At 45.3% G+C, this 12,288-nt stretch carries 11 protein-coding genes; 10 read left to right on the top strand and 1 reads right to left on the bottom strand.

The genetic code is table 11. The features are described from left to right. Positions 1-42: 42 nt before the first annotated feature. The 4 genes from GXP65_RS02205 to GXP65_RS02190 all read left to right on the top strand — a co-directional run bounded on the left by GXP65_RS02205 (position 43) and on the right by GXP65_RS02190 (position 6,124). Positions 43-1,365, top strand: a complete 1,323-nt coding sequence (locus tag GXP65_RS02205; RefSeq protein WP_162091878.1) for an AarF/ABC1/UbiB kinase family protein — start codon at positions 43-45, stop codon at positions 1,363-1,365. A 74-nt stretch (positions 1,366-1,439) separates the two neighbouring features. Next, positions 1,440-2,786 (top strand): magnesium transporter, encoded by a 1,347-nt coding sequence (locus GXP65_RS02200; RefSeq protein WP_005433363.1) that lies wholly within the window; start codon positions 1,440-1,442, stop codon positions 2,784-2,786. A gap of 812 nt (positions 2,787-3,598) precedes the next feature. After that, positions 3,599-4,837, top strand: coding sequence for a cytosine permease (codB, locus tag GXP65_RS02195; RefSeq protein WP_005433460.1), 1,239 nt, complete (start codon positions 3,599-3,601; stop codon positions 4,835-4,837). 9 nt (positions 4,838-4,846) lie between these two features. Continuing rightward, entirely contained in the window at positions 4,847-6,124 is a 1,278-nt protein-coding gene (locus GXP65_RS02190) for a cytosine deaminase (RefSeq protein WP_162091877.1), read from the top strand. 51 nt (positions 6,125-6,175) lie between these two features. Here GXP65_RS02190 and GXP65_RS02185 read toward each other — a convergent pair whose 3' ends face one another. Beyond that, complete coding sequence (locus GXP65_RS02185; RefSeq protein WP_005433443.1) at positions 6,176-6,358, bottom strand: hypothetical protein; 183 nt, start codon at positions 6,356-6,358, stop codon at positions 6,176-6,178. Between the two features lie 544 nt (positions 6,359-6,902). On the opposite strand from GXP65_RS02185, the gene GXP65_RS02180 reads away from it, so the two are divergent. From GXP65_RS02180 to GXP65_RS02155, 6 genes are all read left to right on the top strand, one after another. Further along, complete coding sequence (locus GXP65_RS02180; protein ID WP_162091876.1) at positions 6,903-7,673, top strand: hypothetical protein; 771 nt, start codon at positions 6,903-6,905, stop codon at positions 7,671-7,673. Positions 7,674-7,778: 105 nt separating this feature from the next. Continuing rightward, positions 7,779-8,432, top strand: a complete 654-nt coding sequence (locus tag GXP65_RS02175) for an HD domain-containing protein (RefSeq protein ID WP_162091875.1) — start codon at positions 7,779-7,781, stop codon at positions 8,430-8,432. 1 nt (position 8,433) lies between these two features. Continuing rightward, positions 8,434-9,171, top strand: a complete 738-nt coding sequence (locus GXP65_RS02170; RefSeq protein ID WP_045370603.1) for a helix-turn-helix transcriptional regulator — start codon at positions 8,434-8,436, stop codon at positions 9,169-9,171. A gap of 12 nt (positions 9,172-9,183) precedes the next feature. Continuing rightward, positions 9,184-9,543, top strand: coding sequence for a hypothetical protein (locus GXP65_RS02165; protein WP_162091874.1), 360 nt, complete (start codon positions 9,184-9,186; stop codon positions 9,541-9,543). Between the two features lie 182 nt (positions 9,544-9,725). Next, the gene (locus GXP65_RS02160) at positions 9,726-11,582 is read left to right on the top strand and encodes an MFS transporter (protein WP_162091873.1); all 1,857 of its coding nucleotides are present in this window, start codon (positions 9,726-9,728) and stop codon (positions 11,580-11,582) included. A gap of 59 nt (positions 11,583-11,641) precedes the next feature. Beyond that, the gene (locus GXP65_RS02155) at positions 11,642-12,259 is read left to right on the top strand and encodes a cob(I)alamin adenolsyltransferase/cobinamide ATP-dependent adenolsyltransferase (protein WP_045396065.1); all 618 of its coding nucleotides are present in this window, start codon (positions 11,642-11,644) and stop codon (positions 12,257-12,259) included. Positions 12,260-12,288 lie beyond the last annotated feature (29 nt).

Raw genomic sequence — 12,288 nt, 5'->3', positions numbered from 1 at the left:
TTTCCCGTATAACAAATAGTTAGTAAATAACGGAGAAAATTCATGTCGGCAAAGGAAAGAAGCCTACCCACCCATCGCATCTCAAGATTCAGCAAGTTCGCTTCCCTTGCAACCCGAGTCGCAGGCAACGTGATTGCTGAAGGCACCAAACAAATCGCTAAAGGCAATAAACCCAAAGCGAAAGACCTGTTGCTAACGCCGCAAAACATTGCGCGTTTAACAGACCAACTGGCCCACTTGCGCGGTGCAGCGATGAAGCTTGGTCAAATGCTCTCTATGGATGCTGGCGATGTTTTGGAACCAGAACTCGCTGATATTCTCTCGCGACTTCGCTCAAACGCAGATCCTATGCCAGCAAAACAACTCAACGGAGTAATGGAAAACGCGCTAGGAACCAATTGGAAAACTGAGTTCCTCTCCTTTAACTTCAAGCCAATAGCCAGCGCTTCCATTGGTCAAGTTCACCAAGCCTACAGTGATGCAGGTGATAACCTCGCGGTGAAAGTGCAGTATCCGGGAGTAAGGAAAAGTATCGACAGTGACGTCGATAATGTGGGGACTCTGCTCAAAGTCGTTGGCTTGATTCCCGAATCTGTTGATTACAAAGGACTATTGGAAGAAGCTAAAAAGCAACTGCATGATGAAGCTGATTACGCACGAGAAGCGCACTTTGCCATTCGTTATCATGACGCTTTGAAGGATCACCCTCATTTTGTCGTGCCGAAAATCCACACCGAGAGCTCTTCCGACGCCGTGCTCGCAATGGAATTTATTGACGGTAGCCCGATTGAACAAATCGAGCATTATGACCAAAGCACACGCGACTTTGTTATGCACAGTTTACTAGAATTGCTGTTCCGAGAGCTGTTCGAATTCAGGATGGTGCAAACCGATCCCAACTTTGCCAACTACTTGTATATCGAGAACTCCCGTCAAATCGGCTTGTTAGATTTCGGCGCGACTCGCGAATACAGCGAACAATTTAGCACTGGTTATCGCCAAGCTTTCGCATCGGTTGTCAACGACGACGAGCAAGGCTTGAACAATGCGCTTGAGCAGATTGGATTTTTCAGCAAGACCATTATGCCTGTACAGCGCCAAGCGATTCTTGATCTCGTCAAAATGGCGTGTGAACCTATGCTGGTTGATGAGCCTTATGACTTCAAAGCCAGTGGCTTAGCTCAGAAACTCCGCGAGGCCGGCACCATTTTAAGCATGGAACAAGACTACTGGCACACGCCACCAGCAGATGCCCTATTCCTGCACAGAAAAATAGGTGGAATGTACTTGCTGGCAGCTCGCATTGGTGCAAAAGTGAACATTCGCCAATTGGTCTCACCGTACCTACAGATTATTGACGAATAGACTATTGTTTTTCTGCCACTTTCGAGTACCTTGAGCAGCTGCCTATAAGAATAATCTGACTGTCGGGGTGCTCGGTGAGTAAGTTTCAAGACCTCTCCACTCTAATCGAACAAATTGTCCAAGCAGACGAAGCGGATCAAGTTACCGCTTTGAATGATTCTATCGAATGTGGTCTCGAACCCGGTGCCGTGGCACTGATACTCGAGGCTTTCCCGATCGATGAACGTGTACGCTTGTGGCGCGCATTACCTATGGAATTGCACATCGATGTGCTGACTGAAATGCGTGCTGAAGTACGTCTTTCCATCATCGAAGCACTTTCTGAAGTTGAGCTGAAGCTGACCTTAGCCAAGCTGGATAACTTATCGCTGATTGAATGGGCTGACTCGCTTCCTGAAGAGTTCATTAATGAAGCGTTAGAGCTGATTGAGAAAGATGAACTCGATCTCTACGACCAAGCAAACGAATATGAAGACGAAGAACTCGGTCGATGGGCTGAACGGAAGATCATCACTCTCCCTTTTAATATTACTGTTGGTAAAGCTCGACGCTTAATGGAGCGCTATAGTTACGATACACCGCAGCAAGTGTATCTGATCAACCGTAAAAAGCAGTTTCGTGGCGCAGTAAACTATTATGAAATCTTACGTAGTGAAGCGGACGTTCGTCTCAAAACCCTTGCGATTGATACCGTCACCGTACTCGACAGTAAAATGGAACTGTCTGAAGCCGTAGAGGCACTTGAGCACAGCCCTCTCCCTGCTTTGCCAGTTACCGATGCAGATCAAACCTTGATCGGGGAAGTGGATTGGCAATTCGCACTCAGCACTCAACGTGAAATCTACGAAGCACGTTTGATGGCTGGTACGGGTATGGATGAAGGTGATGACTTGTTCGCGCCAATTCTAAAGAGCTCACAAAAGCGTGGCGTTTGGCTGGGCATTAACTTGCTGACTGCAATTCTAGCATCGGTGACGATTGGCTTGTTTGAAGATGTGATTTCACAAGTGGTCGCTCTTGCTGTTCTGATGCCGATTGTGGCTTCTATGGGGGGTATTGCAGGTAGCCAAACACTGACGCTGATGGTTCGTGCCATGGCATTAAACCAAATTACCCCTGGTAACCGTTTTGCCCTGCTCAAAAATGAATTGGGTATCGGCTCTCTTAACGCTTTGCTTTGGGCGTTGATCATCGGTGGTTTAGCAGGGCTTTGGTTCCAATCTCCTGTATTGGGCGGCACCATCGCTCTCGCGATCATCGTCAATATTGTTACCGCGGCCTTATTTGGTGTGCTGATCCCAATTGTTCTTGATAAGCTCAAACTCGATCCAGCACTTGCGGGCTCGGTGATTCTGACTACGGTAACTGATGTCGTTGGCTTCTTTGCTTTCTTGGGCACGGCGAGCTTAGTAATGTTGTAAAAAGAATCGCTCTAGTTAATTAATTCATCATTAGCATTATAATTACAAATTGCAAACCGCATTTGCAATTTGCAACTCACAGCAAATTTTAGGCAACCTTTATCACAGAAACCGTGTTTTTTCGGTGGTTTTAAAGTTGGCACACTAACTGCATTATCTAGTGTGACCCTTCTTAAGCCGAGGGTCACCTAGCCAACTGACGTTGTTAGTGAACTCGAATTTGTTCACAAATATATAGGCCAATCGCACAAATTGCGGTTGGCTATTTTTTTATCTGGCCCCTTCAAATTCCTTCTCCACATCCTTACTCCCTGTTGAACTAATTTTATTCACTCAATTTACAATCGATTACATGCGACATTTTCTTAAGTTATCTACAATAAATAGCCATCTAAGAAAAATTTAACAGCATAAACACCAAAATAACCATTAAATAAATGACTTCGCGTTCAACTTATGAACAATCGTTACTATCAAGCTCAAAAAAACGTTTGCTAAGCATTATAAAAATCCATTGAATCGCTATTTTATAAACAAACCACAAAAATATGACGAGATAAAAGAAAGCCACCAATGACACCGATTTCATTACACATTACTGGTCAGATTAGCCGTCAAGTTCCAAACTTTTTTATTTTTCTAAAAAACTATAACCACATGTTTTTAAAGGACTATAAAAAGACAAAGCTAGAGGTAAACGTTTAAGTGACAAAAAACCCATTGACTATGAGAGTTACATCACCATAATACGCGCCGTTTGCCCAGAAATTGGGATCTACAATTTGTTTTAATTTTTCTTTGCGGAGGTAAAAATGGCTGCGGACAATAACTACAGTCTTGGACCGGTTCCTAACACTGCCAGAAAAGGCGTGGCATCATTAACCATGGTTATGTTGGGGCTCACTTTCTTCTCCGCAAGCATGTGGACGGGCGGCTCGCTCGGTACCGGACTTTCTTTTGATGATTTCTTCCTCGCTGTTCTCATTGGTAACCTAATCCTCGGCATCTACACTTCTTTTCTTGGTTACATCGGCGCTTCTACTGGTCTCTCTACTCACCTCCTTGCTCGTTTCTCTTTTGGCTCTAAAGGCTCTTGGCTTCCTTCCGCACTTCTTGGCGGTACACAAGTTGGTTGGTTTGGTGTTGGCGTAGCAATGTTTGCGATTCCAGTAAACAAAGCAACAGGCATCGATACAAACACGCTTATCATCATTTCTGGTCTATTAATGACTGCGACGGTTTACTTCGGTATCTCTGCGCTTATGGTGCTATCTGCGATTGCAGTACCAGCAATTGCGTTACTCGGCGGATACTCGGTAGTAGAAGCGGTAAACAGCGTGGGTGGTGTGGCTGAACTACAAAAAGTACAACCAGCACAACCTATCGACTTTTCAGTGGCACTAGCAATGGTCGTTGGCTCATTCGTCAGCGCAGGTACCCTGACTGCGGACTTCGTACGATTCGGCAAAAAGCCAAAAGGTGCAGTGATGGTCACTATGGTGGCGTTCTTTATCGGTAACTCACTGATGTTCATCTTCGGCGCAGCAGGCGCTGCGGTAACTGGCCAATCAGACATTTCCGAAGTGATGATCGCTCAAGGTCTTCTAATCCCAGCTATCATCGTGCTTGGTTTGAACATTTGGACAACCAACGACAATGCGCTTTACGCATCGGGCCTAGGTTTCTCAAACATCACTGGTTTGCCAAGCAAATACATCTCTATGGCGAACGGTTTAGTCGGTACATTGTGTGCACTATGGTTGTACAATAACTTTGTAGGCTGGTTAACCTTCCTATCGCTTGCAATTCCACCAATTGGCGGCGTAATCATTGCGGACTTCTTCATGAACCGTAAACGTTACACAAATTTCGCAGCAGCAGAGTTCCAAACGGTTAACTGGGCTGGCATTATCGCAGTGGCGATTGGTGTTGCAGCTGGTCACTTCCTTCCGGGAGTGGTACCTGTAAACGCAGTACTGGGCGGCACAATCAGCTACCTGATTCTAAATCCTATTCTTAATAAAAAGACACTGGCACAGCAGCCAGCGTAAGGAACCATCATGACGACACTATTGATCAAGAACGCAACGCTAAAGGGACAGGAAGGTCTCCAGCAAATTTTGATTGAGGATGGTCAATTCAAGCGTATTCAAGACAATAATGTAGAACTAAATTACACAGGTGATGTTCTTGATGCGGAGGGCGGCATGGCTGTCGCTCCTTTCTGTGAGCCGCACATTCACCTAGACACCACGCAAACCGCCGGTGAACCAAGCTGGAACATCTCTGGTACGCTTTTCGAAGGTATCGAGCGTTGGGCTGAGCGCAAAGAGACGCTGTCGATTGAAGACGTGAAGTCACGCGCAAAGCAAACGCTTAAGTGGCAAATTGCAAACGGCGTCCAACACGTTCGTACCCACGTTGACGTTTCTGACCCTACCCTAATTGCCCTAAAAGCGATGGTAGAAGTTCGTGAAGAAATGAAAGAGTGGGTAGACATTCAAATCGTTGCGTTTCCGCAAGAAGGTATTCTGTCTTACCCGAATGGTAAAGAATTGCTAGAAGAAGCAGTTCAGTTGGGTGCTGACGTTATTGGTGCAATCCCTCACTTTGAATTCACTCGTGAGTACGGCATCGAGTCTCTGCACTACGTTTTCGAGCTGGCGCAAAAATACGACCGTTTGATCGACGTGCACTGTGATGAGATCGATGACGAGCAATCACGCTTTGTTGAAACGCTTGCAGCACTAGCGCATAAGTTCAACATGGGCCACAAGGTAACCGCAAGCCATACAACGGCTATGGGCTCTTACAACGGTGCTTACGCATCTCGCCTGTTCCGTCTGCTACGCATGTCTGGCATCAACTTCGTTGCAAACCCATTGGTGAACATCCACCTTCAAGGCCGTTTTGATGATTATCCTAAACGCCGTGGTGTGACTCGCGTAAAAGAAATGCTGAATGCAAACATCAACGTATGTTTTGGTCACGATGATGTATTTGACCCTTGGTATCCACTAGGTACTGCAAACATGCTACAAGTACTGCATATGGGTCTGCATGTGTGTCAGGTGATGGGTTACGATCAAATCAACAACTCGCTTGATCTGATCAGCACGAATTCAGCACGCACACTGAACATTCAAGACAAGCACGGCATTGAAGCAGGTAAGCCAGGTAGCTTATTGATCCTTCCTGCGGAAAATGGGTTTGATGCAGTTCGTCGTCAGGTGCCAGTTCGTTACTCTGTTCGTCACGGTAAAGTGATTGCAGAAACACAACCAGCGACAACACACATTCATCTTGGTGAACAAGAGCAAGTGACCTACAAACGCTAATCACTGATCTTCAAACACAAAAAAGGGTCTGACTTACATCAGACCCTTTTTCTATTTTTTCAAGCGCTGCGTTAGCTGTCTACGGCAACTAATGACATTCCTAAGCAACGAGGGAGTATTGCCTAAGTAAACAACCTTGCCATCTTCATCGATGATCGCAGGCACAACCTTTAAGCCTTTCATGTCTGCGCCGTATTCCACCAACTTACGCTCTAGCTCATATAAATCCTGCATGCTTCGGACTCAATTTATAATTATTTAATTTCGCGTGAATGCTATCCCTCTGAAGGGGGAATAATATTGATCTATATCACAAAATGTTGATCCAACTTATGCTTACTCAAAGTTGAGACACAGACATGGGCCGTTTGCGATACGTAAGGCGAGGAATAATCCCTATTTGTGAAACGCCTTCAAAGAAAGCTTCACAATACAGACAATTTTCGTAATAAATATTTGCACTGACTCTCAACAAATACTAAAGTTAGGAGGTTAGTTGAGCTTTTAAATAAAAAATCTCAAGTCGCCCAAACTCAGATTTACCACTAACAACGTCAAAATTAGTGCTTATAAAATAAAGAATAAAACAAAAAACAGGGTCAACAGCAATGTTGACCCTTTTCTTTACCTACCCACAACCGAGCTCCACACAGAAAATATGAGCCTTTCAGTAAACAAAAGAACCTACTGATAACTGCTGGTTATCAGCGAGATAAGTGGATTCCTAATCAAACAGCGTTCAATAATAGCTCCGAACCAACCATCTCGGAGTAAACACATGAACCCTTTCAACAAAACAACATTGGTCGCAGCGCTATCTCTTCCCCTACTTGCAGGATGCGTGACTCCGGGAGAAGACGACCCAAATGCGTTAACAAAACAAGGCGCCGCTGGTGGCGCGCTACTGGGCCTTACTATGGGGGCTCTAACGGGTGATGCTGACTTAGCTCTAAAGGGAGCGATTGCCGGTGGTGTCACTGGTGGTGTAGCAGGTGCGAGTGCTGACATTCACAACAACCGTGAAAATATCCGACACGACAGCCGCAATGAAGCGATCGGCGGTATCAACGGAGGTCAGAACACCACAGCAACCAATACCCCTCAGCAATGGCAAGAAATCGATAACTTTGTTGGGGATTGGAACGTTAATATCCAAAACCACAATCGCGACTTCAAAGGCTTAGACGGTTTGCAAGCGCACGGTTCTTTAGCAAAAACAACAGAAGCGAATGTAAAGGTAACTAACTCACAAGGCGTTGATCTGAATGCTGCGTTCACGTTCGATCCACAAGCGGGCTACCAACTGACGCTGACCAATGAAGCAAAAGATGTATCGGTTGCTTTTGCTGGTGAACAACAATCACAAAACCATCGCTACAACTTCTACCCGATGAACATTAACGACGTCATTTACCAAGGTATTCCTACTGGGGATGTTCGTGTAGAGCTAGGTTTTGCAGGTCCAAACGTTTGGACCATCGATAGCTACGCTTACATCGACGGAGCAGAACAAAAAGTACAAACGTTCCGATTCACTCGCACCCAATAAAACAACAAAGCTTTCTTCGCAACATCTCAATAACAACGTCTCACTTGGCAATTTAATAAAGGCTTAGGCATAATCTGTCTAAGTCTTTATTTTTTCAATATTATTATGCCTCAACTCAATAAGTCAGACCTCAGCAAATTTGAACCTCAGTTCCTTCAATTTATGCAGCAAGAAATGCAAACCGACGCGGCCCACGACCTCAGCCACGTCCGCCGCGTAGTGAAAACGGCTCGCCAGCTAGCAGAACAAGAAGGTGCGGATTTAGCCGTTGTCCTGCCCGCTGCCTATCTGCACGATTGCTTCACTTATCCGAAAGACCACACAAATCGCAAACAAAGCTCCACGATTGCAGCTACCAAAGCGATTTCGTTTCTTGAAAGCATCGACTACCCTGCTCAGTACCATGATGCCATCGCCCACGCGATAGAATCCCACAGCTTTAGTGCCAACATTACGCCAAACACTTTAGAAGCTCAGGTTGTCCAAGATGCCGATCGTTTAGATGCGCTTGGCGCAATTGGTGTGACACGTTGCATTCAAGTGAGCACGTTATTTGATGCCGCTTTGTATAACGAACAGGACATGTTTGCAGAGCATCGAGAATTGGAAGATAAACGCTTTACCATCGATCATTTCCAAACCAAACTGTTTAAAATTGTTGAGACAATGAACACCAAAGCAGCGTATGAAGAAGGTCGAAAACGTAAAGCATTTATGGAGTCTTACCTCGAACAGCTACGCCAAGAAGTAGAAGGTTAATATGTCGGAAAGCCACGACCTAATTAAAGAGCTCAAACGCCAGCTCAAACTGTCTGGTTTGCATTACGTCGATGTCGCACAGCATTTGGAGTTAAGCGAGGGCTCTGTAAAGCGCTTATTGGCAGAAGGCAGTCAAATTAGCCTCGATCGATTGGAGCGTATCTGTCAACTCATTGGTTTGGAGATGGCTGAGCTATTTAAGCTGGCTGCGGCACACAACAAAGGGCTGGAGTCACTGACATTAGCGCAAGAAAAGCAACTGGTCGATGATAAGGGCCTACTGCTTGTCGCTGTCTGTGTAGTCAATGGCTATCGCTTCGAACAGATCATTGAACAGTACACCTTTGATGAGTTAGAGCTGATACAAAAGCTCGCCCAACTCGACCGCCTCAATATTATTGACCTGCTACCTGGCAACAAGATTCGTCTGCGTATTTCCCCGACTTTTCGTTGGCATACCGGCGGCCCTATTCAGCGTTTCTTCCAACAACAAGTTCAAGACGCCTTTTTCCAAAGCCATTTCTCTGCCGAAGGTGAAAAGCTGGTGATGGCAACAGGCCTCATGAGCTTGCCAACCAATAAGAAGATGCAGCAGAAGCTACAAAAGGTCATTGATGAATTTTATCAGGTCTGCCAAAGCGATGACTCATTGGACATGAAAGAGAAGCACGGTACCTCTCTGGTGATAGCGATGCGTCGTTGGACATTCCCGCTGTTTAACCCTTGGGAACGTAAATAGGAAGAACTGCTGATGCTCGATAAACTCAAAAGCCTATCGGTCAAGGCAAGACCTATTCTCCCTTTGTTCGTACTCATTGCGTTTGGTGGTTTTGCGGTGTTCATTGCCACGCTCTTGCAACTTTCTGATGTAGTTAAAGAGTCTCATCTTATTCCGAGTGGCGTAACCGCGTTGTGGGCGCTTGCCGCTTGGGTGATGATCTCGAGCTTTCAACATGTTCCTGAACTTACGCCGAGCCTCGGTTTTTTCAAACGAATGAAAGCTCGCTTGGTGCGTCTGTTCTTTTATTTGGTGACATTAGGCTTTATTGGACTCTCTGGTTTTATTCTATTTGTCACATTGCGAATGCTAAGCGTCTGGTTCCGACACTAAGTTCATCTCGTAACGTATAAAAGCACCAATCCGTTCAATATCACAAGTTAATGAAACCAAAAGTATCGTAAAGTGTTACTTTTGGTTTCTCATAACGTAACTCTTTTCTTTACGCTGGTTTCCTAAAGCTCAGCCATTAAAGTGCTCCCATCTCAACGCGATTTTGCCCCTACGGAGCCAGCATGTTTCTTACTAAACGATTCTTCCCCTATTTCGTTACTCAGTGCCTTGGTGCACTGAACGACAATATCTACAAAAATGTTCTCTTGCTGATGGTGACCTACAGCCAAATTGATTCACTACCAATGTCGGTTGATCTTTTTGTTAACCTTGCTGCTGGCTTGTTTATCCTTCCATTTTTTCTGTTTTCTGCCCACGCCGGTGCGATTGCCGACAACATGGATAAAGCCAAGTTAATCCGCCGCTTAAAACTTATTGAATTAGTGATCATGAGTTGTGCTGCGACGGCTATCATGACGCAGAGTGCTATCCTGATGCTGGTTCTACTCTTCATGACCGGCACTCAATCCGCTTACTTCGGACCTGTGAAATACGCTCTACTTCCTCAAGCGCTAAAATCGGATGAGCTAGTGAAAGGTAATGCTTGGGTTGAGATTGGGACTTTCCTTTCTATCCTGATTGGTACATTAAGCGCAGGTCTTCTTCTTGCAGTTCCAAACGGCATGATTATCGCCTCTTGCATTGTGATTACGCTTTCACTGCTGGGCTTTTTAAACAGCGCTAACATCCCTTCTCTGCCAAGTAAGAAAAGTGGCAAAGTAAAATTCGAACCTATTACTGGTTTGAAGAAAACACTCAAACTGGCACAAAAACAACGCGGTATTTGGATGTCTATTCTAGCGATCAGTTGGTTCTGGTTTATGGGTGCGACTTACCTAACTCAATTCCCTAACTTTGCTCGCGAACACCTATTTGCAGACAGCACGGTGGTTTCTCTGCTATTGGCTCTATTCTCAGTTGGTATCGCGGCAGGTTCATGGTTGTGTGAAAAGCTGTCTTTCAATCAAGTTGAACTGGGCATTCTGCCATTTGGTATTTTGGGCTTAACGATTTTCAGTGCCGACCTTTTATGGGCAGTACCTGCAATCGAATCTTTCCCAAGTCAGTATTACGATGTACAAAGCTTTGTTGCTCAGTCTTCGCATATTAGGGTGATGATCGACTTGTTCTTGGTAGGTGTGAGCGGAGGCGTATTTATTGTTCCCCTTTATGCGTTTATCCAATCGCGTTCAGAAGAAGGCGAATGTGCTCAATCTATTGCGGCAAACAACATCATGAACGCACTGTTTATGGTCGCTTCCGCTGCTGTTTCTATCTTGGTGTTAAGTGTTTTAGAGTTATCTATTGTTGAGCTATTTGCGATTTTGGCCGTCGGTAACTTCATCGTGGCCATCTACGTTTACCGTCAAGTACCTGAGTTTACTCAGCGCTTTATTAGCTACTTGCTAAGCCACTGTCTGTACCGAGTTTCGGTAACCGGTCGTCAGCATATCCCGGAGCAAGGCGCTGCCCTGATTGTGGCAAACCATGTAAGCTATGTGGACGCTTTGATTCTAATGGGTACATCAACCCGCCCTGTTCGATTCGTGATGGACAAGTCAATCAGTGAGCTGCCGGTTCTTAAACACGTTTTTCGTCATGCTGGCGTTATCCCAATCTGCTCTCCACGCAAATGCGCAGAGACTTATAAAAAAGCTTTCGAACAGATTGAGCAAGCTCTTAATAACGATGAAGTAGTTTGTATCTTCCCTGAAGGACGTTTGACCTCAAATGGTGAACTAGGCGAGTTCCGACCGGGTGTTGAGAAGGTTTTAAAGCGAACACCTGTACCCGTGATTCCAATGGCGTTGAAGGGCTTATGGGGCTCTTTCTTCAGCCACAAAAATGGACACGCGTTAACTAAGCGCCCGACTCGCTTTTGGTCTCGTATCGAAGTCAATATTGGTGAGCTATTACAACCAACCATGTTAGATCGCCATTTGTTACAAAAAGAAGTGCAAGATTTGCTAATTCGCTGACAGTACTCTGGCGGAGAATTTAGTAGGATAAAATCAACGTCATAAATCTAGGAGGTATTATGAAAATCATCATCTTACATGGTCTTTATATGCATGGGCTGGTCATGCAGCCTCTTAGCCAAAAGCTGAGAAAGCTGGGCTACGAGACCCAAGTATTGAGTTACAACACGGTTTCAATTAACGAAGAGTCGCTGTTCGGCTCGATCGACAAAGCGCTTAATCCGCTGACGGCAAATGTGTTGGTAGGTCATAGCCTAGGTGGCTTGATGATTAAACGATACCTTGCAAGCAGAAAACCATCGTCAAATCTGGTGTCCCACGTTGTGGCAATTGGCTCACCATTGAAAGGGGCATCTATCGTCACTCGCATTCAAGATTTAGGTTTCGGTGCGATGCTTGGTAATTCTCCCTATCATGGTCTTAATAAGCACGAGGATGTTTGGACTTTCCCGCAAAAACTCGGCAGCATCGCGGGAACGATGGCGATTGGTGCAAGGCCGATTCTAATGCGCAGAGACAACACAATGTCTGACGGAACGGTGACTGTAGACGAAACACGCTTAGAAGGCATGCAAGATCATATAGAGACTAAACAAACTCACACTAGCCTTATCTACAACACCTATGTACCAACGCAGATCGATCACTTTATCAAAACTGATCACTTCAGCAGATAGCGCACTTTTCCATCAAGTAGTTGTAATCT

Origin of the sequence: Vibrio sp. LB10LO1 (assembly GCF_010092875.1) — a bacterium.
Classification (GTDB): Bacteria; Pseudomonadota; Gammaproteobacteria; order Enterobacterales; family Vibrionaceae; genus Vibrio; species Vibrio campbellii.
Note: the sequence above shows the minus strand (reverse complement) of the source record. Positions and strands in the feature narration are given on the sequence as shown.

Excerpts from the sequence above, each read along its gene's own strand:
- GXP65_RS02155 (WP_045396065.1), top strand. The coding sequence starts at position 11,642 with ATGAAAATCATCATCTTACATGGTCTTTATATGCATGGGCTGGTCATG.
- GXP65_RS02190 (WP_162091877.1), top strand. The coding sequence starts at position 4,847 with ATGACGACACTATTGATCAAGAACGCAACGCTAAAGGGACAGGAAGGT.
- codB (WP_005433460.1), top strand. The coding sequence starts at position 3,599 with ATGGCTGCGGACAATAACTACAGTCTTGGACCGGTTCCTAACACTGCC.
- GXP65_RS02180 (WP_162091876.1), top strand. The coding sequence starts at position 6,903 with ATGAACCCTTTCAACAAAACAACATTGGTCGCAGCGCTATCTCTTCCC.
- GXP65_RS02160 (WP_162091873.1), top strand. The coding sequence starts at position 9,726 with ATGTTTCTTACTAAACGATTCTTCCCCTATTTCGTTACTCAGTGCCTT.
- GXP65_RS02205 (WP_162091878.1), top strand. The coding sequence starts at position 43 with ATGTCGGCAAAGGAAAGAAGCCTACCCACCCATCGCATCTCAAGATTC.
- GXP65_RS02170 (WP_045370603.1), top strand. The coding sequence starts at position 8,434 with ATGTCGGAAAGCCACGACCTAATTAAAGAGCTCAAACGCCAGCTCAAA.
- GXP65_RS02165 (WP_162091874.1), top strand. The coding sequence starts at position 9,184 with ATGCTCGATAAACTCAAAAGCCTATCGGTCAAGGCAAGACCTATTCTC.
- GXP65_RS02175 (WP_162091875.1), top strand. The coding sequence starts at position 7,779 with ATGCCTCAACTCAATAAGTCAGACCTCAGCAAATTTGAACCTCAGTTC.
- GXP65_RS02185 (WP_005433443.1), bottom strand. The coding sequence starts at position 6,358 with ATGCAGGATTTATATGAGCTAGAGCGTAAGTTGGTGGAATACGGCGCA.